The sequence below is a fragment of the Pseudomonadota bacterium genome (genome assembly GCA_018817425.1).
Classification (GTDB): Bacteria; Desulfobacterota; Desulfobacteria; order Desulfobacterales; family RPRI01; genus RPRI01.
On the sequence record JAHITX010000042.1, the window covers coordinates 1 to 21,399 of the forward strand.

Sequence of the window (21,399 nt, forward strand, 5' to 3'; positions counted from 1 at the left end):
ATTATGATAACAAAGGGGGATACAGCAGCGCAAGTTTACGCTATAATCTTAGTTCAAATTTAATTGTGGCTGGTGATACAGAACTTAACATAATAGTCCCACTTGTTATGCTGAGTGGTATGGTAACGGATACTGCCGGAAACCCAGTTCCTGGAACTAACATCCAATCTACTTCTGGTTCTTCTCGCAGTACTTCGGGAAGTGATGGAAGTTATCGAATGCTCCTTTTGCCTGATACTTATACCGTCCGTGTTACGCCGCCGTCTTCTATTTATCCGCCTTTCTACCTGCGTGATATAACAATTTATAGCAACCTAACACGGGATATTAAATTTGGTTTTCTTGATAGCGATGACGATGGCTATGCTGACTCTGCTGATGCATTCCCATTTAATGAAAACGAATGGCTTGACACCAATGGAGATGGAATCGGCGATAATGCTGATTTGGACGATGATGCTGACGGAATGCCGGATATTTGGGAAAGTCTTTATGCAGGACTCAATACCAAGATTAATGATGCGATTGGTGATATTGATGGCGATGGAAAGACCAATTATCAAGAATTTCTTGATGGTTCAGATCCTATTAATCTAACTATAAGTGATATTTTATTATGGGAAGCCATAAATACCCTGAATTGGAATGATACTTCTGACCTTTCATTAGTGGGCCTTGAGCCAGATTCGTTATATGCGTTTGTATCGAACTGTTTAGCTGATACTCCAGAGTATAACTACGTTTTAGAGATATATCCACCGGATAAAAATTATGGCCCGGAACTTTGTCAGTGGATTCATGAAAATTATAAGAAATATCCAATTCCTGCTGGTCCAGATCTATATAACGATGGTAGACCAATTATAACACCTTTCCTTGATGATGTGTGGGACAATCAAATATCAATAGTAAGCAGCATAAGCACAGCCAAATTTAATACTGTTTATAAAGGGATGCCATACTCTGATCGGCGATTTGAAGTTATTAGTATGATAGATGATTATCCTATACCTCTTATGGGAACAGATAACCTTGAATCTTATTTATTCACATACGATACAAGAGATGATTCGAACGGTATTGCCACCGATATAAATGAGTGGATAGACCACTTGAAAGATGTTACCCAATATTATGGCAGGCCTATTGATACTCTTACCATAGTTGCACACGGAACTCCGGGTATAATTCATATGTCTGGTGGCTTTAAGCTTTTGGAAGGTGAGCATGGTTTTAAATTTATGTATGATAGTAATACAATGCAGGCTTTTGCTCAATTACGTGGTGATGGTATAATTGCCCCTTGTGATTCGGTCATATTGCTATTCGCATGTTATGTTGGACAAACAGAAGCTGGAAAGGAATTCGTCCAGAAACTTGCAGACTATTCTGGGGCTACTGTGTATGCAAATACTCAAGCCACTGGCAAAAGCAAAGAAGGTTCTACTCGAGATTGGACGCTTGATGTAATGAGAAGGCCATCAAATTATGTAAGTTGCCCGACAACAAAACAGCAACCGGTTCGTGCTATTGATGAAGCGTCATTCATGTTTCCTGGTGGTTTAATAGTTGAGATTCCTGCACAATCATTGACTTCGAATGGAACTATCTTGGTGACAGATGTTACAGATAACGCTAAACTCGAATTAGTTAACACAGAGAATCTATATCAAGCTTGGAACATTATATTTAACGAAACATCAATTGCTGAGCAGGCATCCATTACAGTTAACATGCCAGTAGTTTTAGGCCTTAACTTGGCAGATATCGATTCCAGCCGTATATCCGTTAAATATTGGGACATTAAATCAGGATTATGGTCGGAACTGGGAATCACAAATATATCAGTAAATACGTTCCTAAATACAGTCACTTTCCAAACTTCACATACATCAACCTTTGGCGTTTTCATCGATGATCCTCCTGCAATAGGTGACATCAATAGAGATGGTATTATTGATCAAAGTGATGTTAATTTAATAAAAACTTTTTTAAATCATCCAATATCAGAATGTCAGGATTGTGACCTTGATGGTGATGGAAGAATCACAATACTTGACGCAAGAAAAATCGTAACCTTATGTACTTGCCCAAGGTGCGTTTGCCCATAAATAGAAGAGGTAAAAAAGGCGGGGTAGTCTATTAGCCCCGCCTTAGCATTATTCCCATAGAAAAGAAGAGAGCACCTGATGACCACCAAATTAAATAAGTATAGATTTCCGGAGAAAATTGAGAATATTTTTTTATTTTCACGTTATTCGATAGTCGTAGGGAAATTCTTGGGTAGAGTAGAGAGATGGTCTATTCGGTTTTAGGTTCGGCCTATCTGTTTCCGCCCCTTTCGTATAGCGGTGCCTCAATATCCTAACCATGACTGCCTCAACCATCCCTCCCTCATCAAACCGTGCATGCGGTTTTCCCGCACACGGCTTTCCGATGTTCTTCACCGCAAGGCATGCGCTTTTGTCCAGCCCGCTGTCGTTGGCACTTTGTAGAGCCCGTACTTCTCGTACAGATTCCGATTTGTGAACCGTACGTACCCTGTTTCCCGATCTCTGATCTTGTGGCGCTTCCGTAAATGGGTTCTTAACCGCTCCTCCAGAAGCCACCGCACCTCACTTAGAACCGTGCTGCAGTTTCGCACATGAAAGTAGCCTACCCAACCACGAACCGCTGTGTTTACCTCATTAACCAGCAAGTCTAAAGGCATAATCGTCCGTGTCCTGGCTGTCAATCCGGTAATACGATCTTTGATCGCTTTCAGGGATTTCTTCGAAGGCTGGAAATTCTTGGGGACGCCCTTTATATTTAAAGTTTATATTCAGAATATGCTATATTATTAAAGTATTGTGCTAAGTAAAGCAAGGGGGATTTTCAATTTGTCTTCGGGAGAGTATATTTTTGTTGGAAGTAGTGGTTTAATGTAAGACAATTAACACTAATGATGAGTCTGTCTATGCAGCTTTTGCAGCTCCCCGTGGAGCGGGGGCTCCATGCAAAAGGCCTTGGGTAGTGAGATCCTCATCAACATCCGGCCAATGTATCCCGTATCCTGCTCCGGCAATTCGCCAGTTTGCGCGTTGCTTTGGTGCGGCATGCAGTAAACGTGGGTACCAAGCTATCGGGACAGTTATGGTTCGTCCATCAAAAAGATCCACACTAATGGCATCATCAGTAATGTGTACATCTCTTACGCGTTCTCCCGCTTTAGGCTCCAAAGTATTCATACCATACCTCCAATAAATATTCTTGGTTCTCCGTAGTAAGCATTTCCAATTTTCGCAATTCCCTTGCCGGAAAGCCAAGATTGTATGCCAACGCCACAGGATTGAGCCAGAACTTGGCTGAGAAGTCATCTCGGTCAATGTGGACATGCGGTGGTTCGTGCAAGTCATGACTGACAAAATAAAACCTGTATGGCCCTGACCTCAAAACTGCTGGTGACATTTTTTCCCCTTTATTTTTATCCCTATTATTTTTATCATTATTCTTTACGATCTACAATATAAAAAATATTTTTCATCATACCATGTGAAGGAACAAAAGCATCTATCGATTGAAAAAGCTGTCTTGAGGGAACTCACGGCAGGGCTTCACCAGCGACCATAAAAACTTTCAGTCAATTTTAAAATTTATAGGTTCCTTGGCTATATCCGCAAAATAAACAAGGCTTTTTATTTTCTTAAAAACCATAATACTAATCAAATAGAGTATAGGGTAAATTCTCAATGCGCTTACCCTGCTTCCTTACGAAAAGGCCCTTGCCTTTATCTAATATTTTTGCTAATTTACTAAAATTGTTAACAAGATTCACTTATGAATTACTATGCTTCGAACAACTCATATCGATCCATGACAGGGTATGGCAGCAAAGATGAACTGCTGGAAGCGGTTTTTACACCGTAAATAGGTGACCGGATGTTATGCACAACAATCGCCTTAAAATCTGATAAAAAAGCTTTTACCTTGATAGAGCTGATTATTGTACTCTTTATAATCGGTATTGCCTCCGCCTTGGTTGGTGGTACTCTATACAGGAATATTGATGATCTGCACCTTAAAACCGCCGCAAAAGAAATGGCTGCCAGCTTAAGATATACCAGAAGCAAAGCAATAGCTGAAAAGAAAATATACTCTTTTGCTACGGATATAAACGGCTATGGACTATATGCAAATCTTTCCTCTAAAGATCAAGATGCCGGACTGGAAAAGCCTGTGTATTTTCTGCAAAAAGAATTTCCCGAAGGCGTTTATATAGAAAAAAGCGAATATGAAGATATCAGAATAGATTTTTTCCCTGAGGGCGATTGCACAGGAGGAGAAATATTATTGAAAAATCTGAAATCATCTTCGTACTCCATTTTAATAGATAAAATCCATGGCAGAGTAAAAATAAACAGGCAATAGAAGAAATATGAAAAAAGAAACCATAGATGTTTTTGTGAAAGCGACAAAGCAACAAGGCTTCACATTGCTTGAAGTAGTGATTGCCACCGCCATACTTGGTATTGGTGTGGTTATGGTAATGCAGCTTTTTGCAGGTGGTCTCAGGACAGGACGAATTTCAAGAGAATACACAAATGCCGTAATTCACGCAAAGGCAAAAATGGAAGAGATGATAACCAATCCTGTACAGGGAAACGGTGAATTTTCTGATGGTTTAATCTGGCAATCGGAAGTAAATCCTCATGAATTTGCGGATAATGATGAAATTAGCTCAACTATGATTACAGTAAAGATCTATTCCCACAATGATATTGATAAAAACATAGTAGAACTGTCAACGCTTAAAATACTGACGGATGAAAATAAAATATAAATACCATGCTTATTAGAGATAGCAGCAAAAATCGTTGTGAAATATATGATAAATAAAAATAACTATTTTGTTTTAAATAACAAAAACGGCTTTACGCTCATGGAGCTTATGATTTCAGTTACAATTCTTTCTCTTATTGCAGTAATAATCGGAGGCAGTATCAGGCTTGGTACACGAGCATGGGAAAAGGGAGAGGCTGAAATCGAAACTTCTCAGGTCTTGAGAATACTTTTCGAGAGAATGAATCAAAAGATAAAGTCCATATATCCGTATCAAATAGAAAAAGACGGCAAAACACTGGTCGCATTTCAAGGTAATTTCGAAACTGTTTGGTTTGTTACATCTTCGGTGGGACGGGTTGGGAAGAATATGAATTGGATTTCATATTCTTTTAAAAATGATGAATTAACCATGAATGAAGGTATTTTACCCGACAAAGAACTTCTCGATAAAACCTCGGAGGAAGGCGAACTTCTTGATTCCGATATTAATTCTTTAAGTTTTGAATATTTTTCATTTAAAACTAAAGAATGGAAAGATTCCTGGGAATTACAGGAACAATTACCATCTGCTATAAGAATTACTTTAAACGAAATGGAGCCGTTTGTAATATCTATTCCTACAGGACAGGATAATGAAAAACAGTGATTTCCCCAATATACACTGTGTTATCTTTAACTCTCAAAGAGGAGCGGCCCTTATGGTCGTTCTATGGGTTATGGTGCTTCTTACAGTGATAGCTAGTGAATTTGTTTTTTCAATGAGAACGGAAATGAATATCACAATCAATTTCAAGGAAGATGCCGAGGCATATTATGCGGCTCTTGCTGGTATTGAAGAAGCAAAATCGGAAATACTTTCCATAGAAAATGAAATGAAGCTCGATGATAACGGCCTTTTGATTTTTGACGAAAAGCAGCCGCACAGAGAAGGAAGTATTGGAAATGCTAAATATTCATATGATATTATAGATGAAGACAGTAAGCTGAATATCAATACGGCAACACCGGATCAACTTAGACAGATATTGGAATATGCCGAAGTTGAGGAATCATTGATAGATACAATAATAGATTCCATTCAAGACTGGAGAGATCCGGATGATCTGCACAGGATAAACGGCGCGGAAGAGGAATATTATCTTTCTTTGCCACAACCACACAGCTGCAAAGATGGCCCATTTGATACTATTGAGGAGCTTCTTCTTGTAAAAGGGATAACTCCTGTGATATTCTCCGGATCATTCGAGACACCGGTCACCCAGGGGATAGAAAAATATCTAACGGCAAAAAGCTCCGGAGCTGTAAATATAAATACAGCCGATAGAATTATCCTTAAAGCGGCATTTGGCGAGGCAATGGCAGAAAGTATAATATTGCAAAGGCCATTTTTGGTACCTGCCGGAGGATACATAGTTAAATCCAGCAATTTTACTGTTATTTCTATCGGTATCAGCGGAAGGACAAAAAGGGTGGTCAAGGTTATTTTATTAAAAAAACCCAATGGGAATATTGAAACTGCTTACTGGAACGATAATCTCATCTGACAGACAGGATAAATAATGGCCTGGAAAGTATTTGAAAAAAATGTTCTTGGCATAGATTTCAGAGACAACAGCATTATTGCTGTTATTCTTAAAAAAGGTGTTACCGGCTTTCAATTAACCGCCTCTATTAATATTCCCTTTAATGGTACAGGTGCAAATGACGATACTGTATCAGATTTTAAAAAATTTTTAACCCAGCAGGCCATAGAAGTAAAAAATGTTTCCGTTTCAGTTTCCGTTCCAAAAGAATGGGGGCTCATCAAATTTCTGGATATACCGTCACCGGACAGGGACACCCTCAGGGATGTCATGCGGTATGAAATAGAAAGGCACATTCCTTTTGATGTTGACGCCATATTGTATGATTTTCAGATTGTGGCAGAGAAGCCGAATACTTTTAATGTAATGCTGGTTATTATACAGAAAGATAAAATATCTTATATAAAAGATTTCCTAGATAAAATACCTCTCAAACTCGACAATGTCAGTATTTCAACCCTAAACAACCTGAATGCCCTTGAGTTAAGCGGTTACAATACTAATCTTATGACGGAACTATCAGGAATCGACAGGCGACCTGATGTGTTCGGATATAAAAATAGTTTATGCGTATCTATTTATACAAACTCGTTCGGTTATGAAATCGCTGTAATTAAAAACGGGTATTGTATTTCCCTCAATACCGTATCTGTTGAATTCAAAACTTCTGAAGATACCATTCTTAAAGCACTTGTCAATGAGACAACAAAGACAATAGCAGGTTTTAACGGGAAAAAACCTGTAAGGATAGTATTGGCAGGCCATGCTGTTTCAGAATTAAAAAACCTGATGACAGAAGTCAGTGAACGAATCCATGTTGTGGAAAAACTCTCATGTTTTACGGCAAACATAAAAGATCAGAGCATTAATAACATACTATCCGCAACAGGAGCCTGCTATTTATTATTTGGTCTGGGCGGCATTCAGATAAACCTTTTGCCAGTGAAGGGTAACCGAAACAAAAAAGCAGGAGCTACGATTGCCAAGATATCTTTTGCCGTTATAATTATTCTTTTGTGCGCTTTAGCGGCCCGTAAGATCAGCAGTGAAAGAATTTTACTTAAGACAATTGAAAAAGAAATATCTGACAAAAAGCCGGATATAATGCAAATAGAGAAAATGTCGTCCGACCTAGCTATTGCCGATAAAAAGATAAATTTTCTGAAAAGAATTAAGAAAGGAAAAAGCATAGAACTTGATATGCTTGCAGAGCTTTCAAAGATCCTTCCGGAGAATGTCTGGTTATCAGGCTTAAAGTACACTAAGAAAATAAACAGTAAAGACAGGGATGGCAGTGAAGTTATAATGAGTGGATTTGCAAAATCATATTCCAATCTTATACCAGTAATAGAAGATTCTAAATATTTCGAAAATGCGAAATTTGTAAAGCCAATTACAAAAAGCATTTTTGGAGAGGCATTTGAAATAAAGGCTTCAGTTGTAATACCCGGCAGGAAGAATCAGGAACAAAACAGATGAAAAAGCTATTCAATATTAAGTTAAAACGCAGAGAAAAAATTGTAGTTTCTATAGGATGCGTAATAGCTTTAATAATACTTTCTTACAGGGTTATATTGTGGGCGGGCGTCGTAAGAACGGAAACAAAAGATAGAGTAGCTGCAATGATGATGCTGCTTGAGCGACAGAATGGCATGATTTCCGGCAAAGAAGATATAAAAGGCCGGCTTGAGGCTGCAACAAACGAAATAAACATTCTTGAAAAAAAACTTCTTGCAAGCGTTAAACCTGCCATTGCCGCCGCTGAACTTCAGAAAGCAATAAATGATATGACCATGCCTTTGAAACTAGAGATAAATTCACAAAAAGTGCTGGCACCGGTAGATCAGGATATATATATGGCAATACCTGTTGAAATAGGATTTATGTCTTCAACATTGGCACTTAGGAAGCTTCTGATGCACATAAAAGCCTCAGGCTTATTACTTTCGGTATCGGAAATAAAAATAAGAGTCAAGAATATCAGAAATCCCAAAGAAATATTGGTAACAATGACTGTAATGGGATTTACCAGGAAAGAATCAGGTAAAACTTTAACTTATAGACAAACAAATTAAAAATGCTGCGTAAATACTATTTGATCAATGCGATATTAATATCAGTTGTAATTTTATTGGGCTATAAACTCTATGCTGATATACAAAAACCCATAGATAATTTGCCTTCTGCAAATAAAACTGAATCTGCAATACCCTTGGCAGTTAAAGAAATCAAACCTGAAGCGATAAGTACTTATAACAATTATAAGATAATAGAAGAAAAGGATCTTTTCAGACCCGAAAGGGAAATGACTAAAAATCAAGAAAATGTAATTAACGATAGTCCTCCGCCAGAACTTGTTGGAATAATAATTAATAAAAGCGGTGGAAAAGCATTTTTTATGGACCCTGTATTAAAGACTACAAAAGTTTATAAAAAAAATAATACCGTATCAGGCTATATGATTCAAGACATTCTGGAAAATAAAGTTGTACTCACCAGGGGCGGCGAAAAATCAGAACTCAAGATCTCACATGTTAAGACTATTGAAGAACCCGGAAAATCAGCACCAAAGCAACTGAAATATAGAGGGATTCAAAGCCGTGCTATTTCAAGAGATAGAAAAAAACAGGCGGCAAAACAACCGCCAATAAATATAAAAATGCCACTTCCTGCATATATACCACCCAGAAATCTGGCACCGATCCCCTTGGCAACAACACCGGAAACGAAGGAGCGATGAATGCCCAAGATTCTTCTATCAATTTTTAGAATATTACTTATAACATCATTTGTTATGATTGTCTCATGCGCCTCAAAACAGGCGGCAAAAAACGAAACTATTGAAACTATGAGCCAGCCTGAACAATTGACTTCTCATAATCCTCTTCCTAAAGAAAAATTACAAGCAAAGGTAGAAGCAAATATTAAAAAGGATACTTTACAGAAAACAGCGGCTCCGGTACCTAAGAAGATATTGGATGAAAACGAAAAGATTATACCCCAAGAATATAATCAAAATGAGATTATGTTAAACCTTGATGGTGCTGACATAGGAACGGCAATATCTTCCATTGGCGAAATGCTTAATATTAACTTTATTCTTTCCCCCGAAGTTAAGGGAAAAGTTACGATCCAGACTTACAGGAAATTCCCTTCAAGCGATCTGTTTCAGATATTTCAGACTATTCTTGAAATCAATGGCTTTACTGCTGTAAAAGACGGGCCTTTGTATAAAATAATTCCTATAGATACCGCCAGACAGCAGCCTCTGGATGTTCAGACAGGTAAAGAATATAAACGCGGGGATTATTCATCGTTTTTAACTCAGATAGTGCCGCTTGAATATGTAAAGGCTGGCGATATATTAAATGTTGTAAGAAATCTTATGCCCAGAGGTACCGACCTTATTATTTATGAGCCTTCTAACATTCTGATTATAACGGCTCCGGCTGCTGCGTTAACTAAAGTTATGAAAATAATCGAGATATTGGATGTGAATGCAGAGTATCGGGAGTCTGTTAAGTCTTTTGTATATCTTGTTGAAAATGGCGAAGCACAAAAGCTTGCAGATGTTTTAAAGAGTTTGTATCTGGATAAAAAGAATACGTCCGGTAAAACAATATTAATCCCTCCTTCACAAAATACTCCCGGTCCGAATAGTCAGTTTTCAGCCGATACGACGACAGTTAAGACAAAATCAGGAGAGCTCCAAGGCAATGTTGATGGCGAAATTACTATTATACCATATGAAGAAATTAACGCTCTTATAATTAAAACAACTACCCGCAACTATCTTACCGTGCTAAATATTTTGAAGAAACTGGATATCCCTTCAAAGCAAGTTCTGATTGAAGTTCTGATAGCTGAAGTTACTTTGAGTGATAAAACACAGTTCGGGCTTGAATGGCTTTTAAAAGGCTCTGTTTCCATAGATGGACATAGTGATAACATAATAGGCGGTTTCACATCGTCATTATTATCAGGAACAATAACTCCTACTTTAGATTCTGCTACCGGGCAGATTTCTAATATTATAACCACCCTTCCATCCGGAACAGCTTTTGCGGCTGTCATAAGGCCTGATAGATACGGTACTGTCCTTAATGCCTTTGCAAGTCAAGGAAAGCTGAACATTCTTGCAAGCCCCCATATACTTGCAATGGACAACAAAGAGGCCAAGATTGAAATAGGTGAAGAAATTCCTATAGCCACAGGATTTCAGCAGCAACCCTCTACTTCAACGACCACCGGCACTACAGCTTTTGTTGCCGCAGGGCAGATACAATACAGAACAACAGGGGTGCTTTTGACAGTATTGCCAAGCATAACCGAAAAGAATAAAGTAAAACTCAAAATCAATCAGGAGATAAGCAACAGAGGAGTAGATATAGCGCTGGCCGGAATAACTTCACCAAGCTTTACAAAAAGAAAGGCAGAAACAATCGGAGTTGTTGAAGACGGACACACGCTAGTAATAGGGGGGCTGATTTCGGAACAAACCAATAGCTCGGAAGAAGGTATTCCATTTTTAAGCAAAGTTCCTCTTTTAGGCTCTCTTTTTGGGGTAACTTCTGATGAAACAAAAAAGACCGAATTGCTGATAATGGTTACACCTCACGTTGCAAGTTCTTCTGAAGATGCTGATAAGATAACAAAGGATTTTCAGTACAGAGTAAAGACAATTAACAAGAAAATGATAAAAAAAATAGAGATGGAAAAAGATGAGGCCGCAACGCAACAGAAAACCTTAAATGGAAAAGAACAGTTATGATGGCAAAGCAGTTTTTTGGAGAAATGCTTTTAAGCCGGGCAATTATAACAGAAGAACAGCTGGGAATTGCTTTAAGAGAACAGCAGACAACTTTCCGTAAAATCGGAGAAATATTGGTCGGTCTTGGTTTTCTTACAACGGAAGCAATGCTTAAAACTCTTGGTGACCAGCTTGGAATCAGGTATATGTTGTTTTCCGAATTTCCTAAAATAATACCCCAGGATAATTATCCCTCATTAAAGTTTATGAAGCAATACAAAGCGCTGCCGATAGGGAAAAACGGCAGTTCGGTGCAAGTTGCTATGGCTGATCCCCTTGATGCTTATGCAAGAGATGCCCTGCGTCTTTTTTTTAAATGCGATGTCGAAGTCTTTCTTAGTAGTGAAAAAGATGTAATGGAAGGTATTGAACAGCTTTTTGGAAACAGTGTTCAGATGTCATCTATAATGGAGGGCATGATAGGCGAAGATATTGATTTGGCAGATATCGGTTCAGAAGAAGATATACATCATCTAAGAAATATGGCGCTTGAGGGACCTATAGTTAAGCTTGTCAATATGATTATCACCCGCGGTATCGAGGATAGGGCCAGCGATATTCACATAGAGGCTTTCGAAAACAAAGTCAATGTCAGATACAGAATCGACGGGGTTCTTTGTGAAGCTGAATCTCTGCCCAAAAGACTTCAGTCGGCAGTCATATCAAGAGCCAAAATAATGGCCAAGCTTAATATTGCGGAAAGAAGACTACCCCAGGACGGAAGAATAAAACTCAGAGCTGCGGGACGGGAAATAGATCTGAGAATATCTACTATCCCCACTATTCACGGTGAAAGCATTGTCATGCGGATATTAGATAGAGGAGGCTCCGTTATAAGTCTTGAAGAACTTGGCTTTAACGAGACATCACTTGAAAATATCAAAAAAATTATATCCATACCTTATGGTATGGTTCTTGTTACCGGTCCTACCGGAAGCGGAAAAACTACTACGCTATATGCCGCGCTTTCACGTATTAACCATTTTAACAGGAAGATAATTACGATAGAAGATCCGGCCGAGTATGAAATTGAAGGAATAAATCAGATACAGGTAAAACCAAAAATAGGGCTGACGTTCTCCAGCGGTTTAAGGCACATTGTACGCCAGGACCCTGATATCATCATGATTGGGGAAATCAGGGACAAAGAGACAGCGGAAATAGCTATACAGTCAGCTCTCACAGGGCATCTGGTATTTAGCACCCTGCATACAAATGATGCTCCGGGAGCTGTTACACGGCTGCTTGATATGGGAGTAGAAAGCTTTCTGGTTTCATCGGCGCTTGTCGGTGTACTTGCTCAGCGCCTTGTCAGAATTATCTGCCCACACTGCAAACAACTTACTGAAAAAAAGCTGGAAACCGTAGATAGTAATAATAACCATACGCATTTTGAATCTTATTCCGGCATAGGTTGCAATGAGTGCCGGTTTACCGGATATATGGGAAGAACCAGCATTTCCGAGCTTATGGTAATTGATGATGATATCAGAAAACTAATACTTGAAAGAACCAGTGCTGATGTTATTAGAAAAAAAGCTCTTTCAAATGGAATGCAAACATTAAGGGAATGCGGTATGCAAAAAGCAAAAAGAGGTATTACCACTATTGATGAGGTTCTCAGAGTCACACAGGAGGAGGTCTGTGGCGATATACTCTTATAAGGCTATAAAACAAACAGGGGATATGACTACCGGTTCAATCGAAGCGGAAAATGAACGTGAAGCCGCCCAACGTCTTCAGGATATGAATTGTTATCCACTTATGATTGAACGGCCCGATGAAAATGAAGGTTTCTTTTCATTTAACAAAACACTTTTCGATAAAAAACCCGGAGAAAACGATGTATTGATATTTTCCTATCAGCTTGGCGTTTTGCTTGAATCCGGTTTTCCTCTTGATAAGGGACTTTCCGTATTAGTGGATCTGACAGACAAGAAAAAGATGAGAGAGATAATAAAAAGTATACTTGCAAGCGTTCGTGGAGGAAAATCCTTATCAGATGCCATTTCAAAATTCCCGGAAACTTTTACTAATTTATATATAAATATGGTTAGAGCCGGTGAGAGCGGAGGTTTTCTAGAACAAACTCTTTTCAGGGTCTCTTCATATTTAGAAAACTTCCAAGAGATGAAAGACAAAGTAAGGTCAGCTCTTATTTATCCGGTTCTTCTTGCAATAGTTGGCGGGGTAGCCATTATGGTGCTTATTTTTTTTGTTGTACCGAGATTCAGTTCCATCTTTTCCGGTATGGAACAATCAATACCCCTTTCAACAAAGTTGCTTATCAACTTCAGCTCTGGCGTAAGAACTTATTGGTGGGCGTTTTTTACAGCAATACTTGCAGCTTTTTTATCATTGCGCACTTATCTTAAAAGCAATGCAGGCAAAAAACAATGGGATAGCCTGAAATATAAATTGCCGCTTGTTGGCCAGCTCTATAGCGAGATGTATGTAGCACAATTTGCAAGAACATTGGGTACACTGCTGCAAAATGGAGTACCTCTTTTAAACTCTCTTCAGATAGTAAAAGGAACATCCGAAAGCGGATGCATGACAGATACTATTTCGGCTATTACCGAGGGTGTGCGAAAAGGCAATTCCATTTCAGGCATTTTAAAAACCGGATTTGTTTTTCCGAAATTTGCAGTTCACATGATAAATGTGGGAGAAGAAACGGGAAGATTAAATGAAATGTTGATAATGGTAGCGGACAGGTTTGATGTTCAAGTTAAAAATACGATCAAGAAAGTGCTATCGCTTATGGAGCCAGTATTTATTCTTATTATAGGTATTGCGATTGGATTTATTGTGATATCAATGCTTCTTGCCGTATTCAGCTTGAATGACATTCCTTTTTAAAGCAGGTATAATTACTTTCAATTACAGAAGATACGAAAAGGTGATTTCAGAATGAAAACTTTAGGAAACAAAAAAGGTTTTACATTAATCGAGCTAATGGTTGTAATTGTAATTTTAGGACTTTTAGCCTCTCTTGTTGCACCGAAGATGTTTGGAAAGATTGGCGAATCAAAGACAAAAACGACAAAAGCCCAAATAGAGCTTTTTGGTACGGCTCTTGATACATTCAGACTTGATGTAGGCAGATATCCAACTACAACTGAAGGCCTTCAGGCGCTTAGGGTAAAACCTTCCGGAGTTGAAAACTGGAAGGGGCCTTATCTGCCCAAGGAAATTCCGCTTGACCAGTGGAATCGACCTTATCAGTACATATCACCGGGTACTCACGGTGATTATGATCTTGTTTCATACGGAGCCGACAATGCCGAAGGTGGAGAAAATGAAAACCAGGATCTTGTAAGCTGGAAATAACTATTGCCATTTTCCGTAAGCAGTCAAACCTAATGAAAATATATATGGAAAATTTAACAGATGGTTTTTCCAAATAAAATATTTTTTAAAGTTTTTCTGGTTTTTATTCTTTCAGCATCCGTTTGTTACGCTGATAACTCTTTTGTTAATCCACAAAAAATTCTTTTAAAGCATTACGAAACAGTGGGAGGGCTCAAAAAACTTAAAAGCATAACATCCGGCTATGCTGAAGGAAAAAATACTTTTGACGGGCTTGAAGGTACATTTAAAAATTGGGAGGAAATACCTTTAAAATACAGGCTTGAAGAAGATTATGGCGTAATAAAACAGACTTTTGGAGACAACGGCAAACAAAGCTGGTCTGTAGATACGAATGGGAAAGTACAGATTCACAGAGATGAAGAAACCCTTAAAAGAAGAAAAATAAAGGCGCTTCTGGAAGTTTATGATCATGTGCGGCCTGGTACAAAAAATTTTATCTTTACTTATAAGGGTGAAGAAAAGATCGGGGCAATTGCCTGCCATGTAGTTGAGATGGCAAATATAATAAATGATGACATTACTTTCTTTTTTTTCAGTAAAGAAAATTATTATCTTGTCAAAGCTATAGTAAAACAACCTGATTTTGAAATACGTACACTTTTTTCCGACTACCGGAATATAAACGGTATTATTCATCCGTTTCATGAAGAAACTGAAGTTTTTCCAAGAGAAAAGAAAGAAACCATTCAGCTTGCCAGATATGATTTTAATACTAAAATAAACAGTTCTGTTTTTGAACCTCCGGAAAAAGATGTTGAGGATTTTGAATTTGAAAACGGGAAGAACTCAGAAACCATTCCTTTTTATTTTGTTGAAAATAATATGTATTTTTATGTAATTATAAATGGTGAGAAAAAGCTCTGGCTGCTTGATAACGGTGCAAGCATGTCCATTATTGATGCAGATTATGCCAAAAAACTTGGCCTCAACCCCGAAGGAGAAATTAAAGGATTCGGTATTGCAAACATTTTTGATTTCTCTTTTGTAACTCTGCCTTCATACCGGGTAGGAGAAATCCGGTTTAATCCCCAAAAAATATTCTCCTTTAAAGGCCTTTCAAATAGATTATATGATTCAACTGTAGTGGGTATACTAGGGCATGATTTCTTGTCGAGATTTGTTGTTAAAATTGATTATGCATCAAAAATATTAACCTTATATCATCCCGATAAATTTAAATATAATGGGTCTGGTGCAATAATAGATGCACCAATGAGAGAAAGAATATTTGCAGTGCCTGTAATTGTTGATGGTAAATATAAAGGTAAATGGACCCTTGATATCGGTGCTTTTGATATGTCTTTTAATTACCCCTATGCTAAAGATAATAATCTGCTGGATTTAAAAGGTATTGAAAGAGTAAGTGCGGATTTGGGAGGGCAGCATGCTGAGAAAAGCGTCAGGTTTAAATCCGTGGAATTGGGAGGTTATAAGGTTTCAAATCTGCTTATAAATGTACCTGTAAGCAAAGGTAAGGGATCAAATGACAGCAGGGAAATTATCGGCAATATAGGAAATAAGCTGCTTAAACATTTTGTGATATATCTTGATTATAAAAGGCAGCAGGTAATAGTGGAAAAAGGGAAAGATTTTGAAAAATACTTTCCTGAAGATAAAAGCGGTCTTTTAACAGGAACTGGTGAAGGCGGTTATCCTGAAGTTGTTTTTGTTGCTAAAAAAACACCCGCTGCGGATGCAGGTTTTATCAAAGGGGATATAATCAGAAAAATAAACGGTATTAATGTCGATTCTTTAGGCGGTGTGGACGGGGTACGGGAACTTTTTTCAAAAGATGAAGGCACAAAGTACAATATTGAAGTACTGCAAAATGGAAGCATCAGGGAATTTAAACTCATACTGAAAGATTTATACAAATGAGCCGATTGTAAATGAAAAGATACCACACGAAGAAAAAGTTTTTTCAATTTTTGAGCAGCACACCGAGTGGATCAGCAAAGAAAAAGCCGGCGTACCGCAGGAGTAGAGTTTAAAGGTTTGCATACTGAAAGATCAATATGGTTTCATTCTTCATCATCAGGTAATGGAGCGGCAGACCGATGAGAAAGTGGCTGTTGTCTTGGCGGAACAGGCTAAACAAAGATTTGGAAATCTTTTAGGCTACAGTTTTGACAAGGATTTTTATACTCCTGACAACTGAAAGCAGTTAGCAAATATATTGGATTACGTGGTTTTGCCCAAAAAAAGGGCGACTATCGGAAAAGGCAAACAAATAGAGCACTCGGAAGAATTTATTGAATTCAGGCATAAAAATAGTGCAGTAGAATCTTCCATTAATGCTTTGGAGAACCATGGATTAGATCGCTGTCCAAATTATGGTTACATGGATTTAAACGCTATGTTGCTTGGCATGGTTCGGGGTGGATAGTATACATACGTCATGTTTATCCGGGAAACTGTTAAATCTATAAAAGGTAAAAAATATATCCAGCATCAGTTTTGGTAGAATCGATCAGCACTCCTAATGGTCCAAGACAAACTCTTATATTGAATATGGGTTTTCTGGACTTGCCTAAAGATAAATGGAAAGAACTGGCTAATTCTATTGAAAGCGAGCTTCATAAACAAGAGAAACTATTTCCGACAGATCCTGAGATTGAAACACTTGCCAAACACTATTCCAAAGTAATCATCAAAGAACAGCTTCGTTGTGCCGGAATCAATAAAACAGTTTATAATCCGGCTCCTCTATATGAAAGAGTTGACATTCACTCTGTTTCTACAACCGATGTTAAAACCGTGGGCGCTGAACATATTGCGGCAAGTAGTTTGCAGGAGTACGACTTCGATAACATATTAAAGGATCTCAAGTTCAGTGATAAAGAAATTGATTATGCGAAGATGTTGATTGTGGCAAGACTTGTTCATCCCCCAAGTGAAAGGGAAACAGCGCGGTATGTGAATTGATAAGTACGAATGCGGTTGTTTACGATAATGCATTGCACAGGGTTGCCTGTTTATTGCTCAAGCATCATGAAACGATTGAGCAAAGGTTCTCTCAAACAGCAGTATTCCGAAGCATTGGGGGATAGCTTACGCCAGTAAATATGCTGTCTGCGCAACCTTTTGCATTGAGGTCTGCAAGGTCTTTGCAAAGTTCATAGGAAAGGCCCGTATAGGCGAAGTTCCAGGGCTATGCTGTCCCTGACCAGTTCCTGAAGCTAAGCCTCTGTTGCAATACCATCACCGCCGGTGAAACGGAAACCCGTTACAAGAACCTTGACACCGGAATCGATCATGGGAGAACTCATAACCTCCTTTTCACGGTCTGAGGGAAGACTGTCCGGCAGGGTGGTGCCGGGCTGCCGTTGTTCCTGGTAGAAGGATGCCTGCGTCCGGCAGGGTTTGTGCCATGGCTGTGCTGCATGTTAAAAGAACAATGCATATACTACAAAATATTTTAGTATAATATCTCATATTATCCTCTTTTGTAGACATAGAAAGTAACTAATATTTCAGAAAGATAGAATTGCTTTTACATATGATGAAAATTCATGTTTTTGGTAAACACAAATCATCTATCAGAAAGAAGCACATAACGTCAGAGATTTGACATATCCGGGGGGAAATTCTAATTTTATAATAAGAATCAAATAGGGGGCACCCATTAAAGGATTCCATTATTATCAGCACTTACCGATAAAGATGATACTTTATGACCCCTGGCAGTTTAAGTAAATCCTAATTAACAAATTCAATTTTAACTTCATCTCGTGAAAGAGATATATCCGGCATAACATCTATAGATTTTATGCCGAACAATTCTTTGATTGTTTGAATGTTTTTATTTTTTATACCTCTTGATATTGAAATACTTTTGGGATGAACTTTGATTATTATGTTTTCAGATTTCAAATTATTGGACTCTAACATCTTGATGATATTATCTAAAAAGATTTCCGAATATACCAGATGAGCGAAAGCAGGATGGTATGGCCCGGCAATAACAGAAGAGCCCTCTTTAAGATCATCTGTAGCCTGCAAACCCATTCGGATAACCTTGATATTATTTTCTTTGAATACAAGATATACTTTTTTTGCAATCAATACTCCCTGCAAAAGAGAAAGCGGCTCATACTTTCCTTTATTATATAATACTGCAAGAGTACTTCCTGATAATACCAGGGTAGGATATATCCTGACAAAATCAGGGCGAAGTACTGATATTTGATTTGCTGTAGCAATTGATTTGCTTTCATCATCACCGGGCAAACCGATCATCATCTGCATGCCTGTTTCAAAATTTCTTTTTTTAAGCAAAGAAACCGCATTTATTGTATCCGAATACGTATGTCCGCGCTTAGCCGCCAGCAGCACGGAATCATCCATTGATTGCACTCCAAGTTCAATTGTTTTAACAGGAAAGTTTTCTACAATATCAAGTTTATGATCATCAATGGTATCGGGGCGGGTTGAAAATCTTATGCTGTCAATAACGCCTTTCGTCACATACTTTGTTGCCACAACAAGAAGTTGTTTTATTATGTCAGTATCTATGCCTAAAAAATTACCGCCGTAAAATGCAATTTGCACTCTGTTTCTTTTACTGCCCTTAAATTTAAGAAAAGTTGCGATTATATTATCAAGATCATCAGGTGAAGGTATACTTATTTTTTTCCCGGTTACTGTGTTTTGGTTGCAGAAAATACATTGATGAGGACATCCTGCGTGGGGAACAAATACAGGAATTATAAAATCTCTTTTACTATTGTTCATCACCCTTTGGGTTACTTTCGTTTGTGAGAATATCTATCGCTTTGCGGGCGGCCTCCTGCTCGGCTAGTTTTTTGCTTTTGCCGCATCCTGCTGTCTGAATATCATTAACCGTTAGCGCAACTTTAAATATTTTATCATGATCAGGGCCACTTTCTTCAATAACATTATATACCGGTTTTACTTCCTGACCGGTTTGAACCAGCTCCTGGATTTTGCTTTTGTAATCACAGGCCGCAGCGGATTTGCCGTTTGATTGTATTATGGGCACATAAATGCTTTCTATTATTTTAAAAGCACTATCATATCCTCCGTCAAGGTATACTGCTGCTACTACTGCTTCAAATGTGTCGGCCAGTATTGAATTTTTATCACTGCCATTGGATAAGAATTCTCCTTTGCCTAGCTGAATATAAGAGCCAAGATCCAAAGAACGTGCAACTGCCGCAACCTGCAATTCATTGACAAGATTTGAACGAACTCTGGAAAGATCCCCCTCGTCCAGTTCCGGAAAACGATTTATAATGATGTGGCCAATAACAAGACTAAGAACTGCATCTCCTAAAAATTCCAGCCGTTCGTTATCCCGTAATTTTGCGTTTGACTGTTCATTTACAAATGAACTGTGGCGAAGAGCCTCTTCAGGCAGGTTTATATTATTAAATTTATATGAGAGTTTTTTCTCTAATTCAAAAAGCTCTGCCCTCTGCATCTGAATTTCCCTATTGTTTTTTACTGCTTTTATGCTGAATTTATCAGGTTTTCATACAGTTTATAAGGCACATGAAAATCTCCTCTTCCTGATCCCATGCTGATATCAGGTTTCAAAGACCCATGAAAATCCGTGCCTCCTGTTAACAACAAACCGTGTTTTTTTGCTATTTCTACATAATAAGATATCTTATCTTTTGAATGCTCGGGATAATATGCTTCTATACCCTTTAAGCCCATATCTTTTAAAACGGCTATAAGGTCCTCAAAATTTTTCCCTTCGCCAATGGTAAAAAGCGAGGGATGGGCAATAACGGGAACACCTCCTGCGCCGGTAATCATTTCAAGCGCTTTACTGCATTCAAGCCGGTATTTGTCAACGTATGCCGGTTTTCCTCTTCCAAGATATTTGTCGAAAGCTTTGCTTATCGATTCAACAAAACCTTTTTTCATCATAAGCGTCGCAATGTGAGGTCTGCCAATCTGCCCTTCGCCTGCAAGAGCAATTACTTCTTCGATTGTAATATCAAACCCAAGATTGTTTAACAGCTCAATTATTTTCGGATTACGGTTTTTCCTGGCTGCCTGAAGGGTATGAAGTGTATTATTAAGGGTACGATCGTCAGTGCGAAATGAATAGCCCAGTATATGAAAACTTCCGGAAAATTGAAAAGATAAAGGAGGTTCGGCACTTAATTCTACACCGGTTAAAAAATTTAATTCGGAAGGAATACCCGATACGATTGCTTCTTTCGAGCCATCAATTGTATCATGATCTGTGATTGCAATTGCAGAAAGGCGCAAGCGTTGTGCTAACGCAATAATTTCCTGCGGAGAAAATGTTCCATCCGATGCATTAGAATGAATATGGAGATCTATGCTCCTGTTATCACTATAATCCAAGAGCTTTTTCCAACACCTCCTCTTTTGACTTGCAATCTATGCATTGAGAAGTTACCGGTCTTGCCTTAAGGCGTTTAACGGAAATATCACCTCCGCAAGATTCACATATTCCAAATGTGCCGTTTTCTATACGCTCAAGAGCAGCTTTGATCTTATAAATAAGTTTACTCTCCCTGTTTCTTATTCTAAGCAAGAAATTGCGTTCCGACTCGAGAGATGCCCTGTCTGTAGGATCAGGAAAATTTTCTTTTGGATCAGTCATCCCGGAAACAGTACTGTCGGCCTGATTTAAAAGTTCTTCCAAGCGTTGTGTCAAAAACTTCCTGAAATATTCAACATCTTTTTTATTCATAGCAAGTCCTTTTTCCGAATAAATTATCTATAGAGCATTGATGCAATTACCATAAAGGAAATTACAAGTAAAGATATTTTTCTTTAAAAAACTATTTCAAATTATTATAATAC

General features: G+C 38.2%; 22 protein-coding genes and 1 pseudogene. 15 read left to right on the top strand and 8 right to left on the bottom strand.

Annotation, left to right across the window (positions count from 1 at the left end):
• A partial coding sequence (locus KKC46_08645) for a DUF4347 domain-containing protein (GenBank protein ID MBU1053883.1) occupies positions 1-2,111 on the top strand: 2,111 nt, incomplete at its 5' end.
• A gap of 332 nt (positions 2,112-2,443) precedes the next feature.
• On the opposite strand, the gene KKC46_08650 is transcribed toward KKC46_08645, so the two are convergent.
• The 3 genes from KKC46_08650 to KKC46_08660 form a co-directional block, all read right to left on the bottom strand.
• On the bottom strand, positions 2,444-2,806 hold the full coding sequence (locus KKC46_08650; GenBank protein MBU1053884.1) for a hypothetical protein: 363 nt from the start codon (positions 2,804-2,806) through the stop codon (positions 2,444-2,446).
• Positions 2,807-2,954: 148 nt separating this feature from the next.
• Positions 2,955-3,227 (bottom strand): DUF2442 domain-containing protein, encoded by a 273-nt coding sequence (locus tag KKC46_08655; protein ID MBU1053885.1) that lies wholly within the window; start codon positions 3,225-3,227, stop codon positions 2,955-2,957.
• On the bottom strand, positions 3,208-3,447 hold the full coding sequence (locus KKC46_08660) for a DUF4160 domain-containing protein (protein ID MBU1053886.1): 240 nt from the start codon (positions 3,445-3,447) through the stop codon (positions 3,208-3,210). The genes KKC46_08655 and KKC46_08660 overlap by 20 nt, the downstream gene beginning before the upstream one ends.
• Before the next feature lie 471 nt (positions 3,448-3,918).
• Here KKC46_08660 and KKC46_08665 point away from each other — a divergent pair, with 471 nt between their 5' ends.
• The 14 genes and pseudogenes from KKC46_08665 (at position 3,919) to KKC46_08730 (ending at position 17,514) form a co-directional block, all read left to right on the top strand.
• Positions 3,919-4,407, top strand: coding sequence for a prepilin-type N-terminal cleavage/methylation domain-containing protein (locus KKC46_08665; GenBank protein ID MBU1053887.1), 489 nt, complete (start codon positions 3,919-3,921; stop codon positions 4,405-4,407).
• Between the two features lie 7 nt (positions 4,408-4,414).
• Positions 4,415-4,819, top strand: coding sequence for a prepilin-type N-terminal cleavage/methylation domain-containing protein (locus tag KKC46_08670; protein ID MBU1053888.1), 405 nt, complete (start codon positions 4,415-4,417; stop codon positions 4,817-4,819).
• Between the two features lie 45 nt (positions 4,820-4,864).
• A complete protein-coding gene (locus KKC46_08675) occupies positions 4,865-5,467 on the top strand; it encodes a prepilin-type N-terminal cleavage/methylation domain-containing protein (protein ID MBU1053889.1) in 603 nt (200 codons plus the stop codon).
• A gap of 52 nt (positions 5,468-5,519) precedes the next feature.
• Entirely contained in the window at positions 5,520-6,365 is an 846-nt protein-coding gene (locus KKC46_08680; GenBank protein ID MBU1053890.1) for a general secretion pathway protein GspK, read from the top strand.
• A 15-nt stretch (positions 6,366-6,380) separates the two neighbouring features.
• A complete protein-coding gene (gene pilM, locus KKC46_08685; protein MBU1053891.1) occupies positions 6,381-7,883 on the top strand; it encodes a pilus assembly protein PilM in 1,503 nt (500 codons plus the stop codon).
• Positions 7,880-8,479 (top strand): type II secretion system protein M, encoded by a 600-nt coding sequence (locus tag KKC46_08690; protein MBU1053892.1) that lies wholly within the window; start codon positions 7,880-7,882, stop codon positions 8,477-8,479. The genes pilM and KKC46_08690 overlap by 4 nt, the downstream gene beginning before the upstream one ends.
• A 2-nt stretch (positions 8,480-8,481) precedes the next feature.
• Entirely contained in the window at positions 8,482-9,144 is a 663-nt protein-coding gene (locus KKC46_08695; GenBank protein MBU1053893.1) for a hypothetical protein, read from the top strand.
• A complete protein-coding gene (locus KKC46_08700) occupies positions 9,145-11,175 on the top strand; it encodes a hypothetical protein (GenBank protein MBU1053894.1) in 2,031 nt (676 codons plus the stop codon).
• Complete coding sequence (gspE, locus tag KKC46_08705) at positions 11,175-12,878, top strand: type II secretion system ATPase GspE (protein ID MBU1053895.1); 1,704 nt, start codon at positions 11,175-11,177, stop codon at positions 12,876-12,878. The genes KKC46_08700 and gspE overlap by 1 nt, the downstream gene beginning before the upstream one ends.
• On the top strand, positions 12,859-14,076 hold the full coding sequence (locus tag KKC46_08710; GenBank protein MBU1053896.1) for a type II secretion system F family protein: 1,218 nt from the start codon (positions 12,859-12,861) through the stop codon (positions 14,074-14,076). The genes gspE and KKC46_08710 overlap by 20 nt, the downstream gene beginning before the upstream one ends.
• Before the next feature lie 51 nt (positions 14,077-14,127).
• Positions 14,128-14,547 carry a type II secretion system major pseudopilin GspG gene (gene gspG / locus KKC46_08715; protein MBU1053897.1) on the top strand — a complete coding sequence of 140 codons (420 nt, stop codon included), beginning with the start codon at positions 14,128-14,130 and terminating at the stop codon, positions 14,545-14,547.
• A 60-nt stretch (positions 14,548-14,607) separates the two neighbouring features.
• On the top strand, positions 14,608-16,467 hold the full coding sequence (locus tag KKC46_08720) for an aspartyl protease family protein (protein ID MBU1053898.1): 1,860 nt from the start codon (positions 14,608-14,610) through the stop codon (positions 16,465-16,467).
• Positions 16,468-16,471: 4 nt separating this feature from the next.
• A pseudogene (locus tag KKC46_08725) lies at positions 16,472-17,010 on the top strand (hypothetical protein).
• Between the two features lie 36 nt (positions 17,011-17,046).
• Positions 17,047-17,514, top strand: coding sequence for a hypothetical protein (locus KKC46_08730; GenBank protein MBU1053899.1), 468 nt, complete (start codon positions 17,047-17,049; stop codon positions 17,512-17,514).
• A gap of 354 nt (positions 17,515-17,868) precedes the next feature.
• Here KKC46_08730 and KKC46_08735 read toward each other — a convergent pair whose 3' ends face one another.
• The 5 genes from KKC46_08735 to dksA form a co-directional block, all read right to left on the bottom strand.
• Positions 17,869-18,024 carry a hypothetical protein gene (locus KKC46_08735; GenBank protein MBU1053900.1) on the bottom strand — a complete coding sequence of 52 codons (156 nt, stop codon included), beginning with the start codon at positions 18,022-18,024 and terminating at the stop codon, positions 17,869-17,871.
• A gap of 264 nt (positions 18,025-18,288) precedes the next feature.
• Positions 18,289-19,323, bottom strand: a complete 1,035-nt coding sequence (locus tag KKC46_08740) for a radical SAM protein (protein MBU1053901.1) — start codon at positions 19,321-19,323, stop codon at positions 18,289-18,291.
• Positions 19,313-20,032: a ribonuclease III gene (gene rnc / locus KKC46_08745; GenBank protein ID MBU1053902.1), complete on the bottom strand. Its 720-nt coding sequence runs from the start codon at positions 20,030-20,032 to the stop codon at positions 19,313-19,315. Before rnc ends, KKC46_08740 begins: the two co-directional genes overlap by 11 nt.
• A 29-nt stretch (positions 20,033-20,061) precedes the next feature.
• Entirely contained in the window at positions 20,062-20,910 is an 849-nt protein-coding gene (locus KKC46_08750; protein MBU1053903.1) for a PHP domain-containing protein, read from the bottom strand.
• Positions 20,911-20,923: 13 nt separating this feature from the next.
• Entirely contained in the window at positions 20,924-21,286 is a 363-nt protein-coding gene (dksA, locus tag KKC46_08755) for an RNA polymerase-binding protein DksA (protein ID MBU1053904.1), read from the bottom strand.
• Between the last annotated feature and the right edge of the window lie 113 nt (positions 21,287-21,399).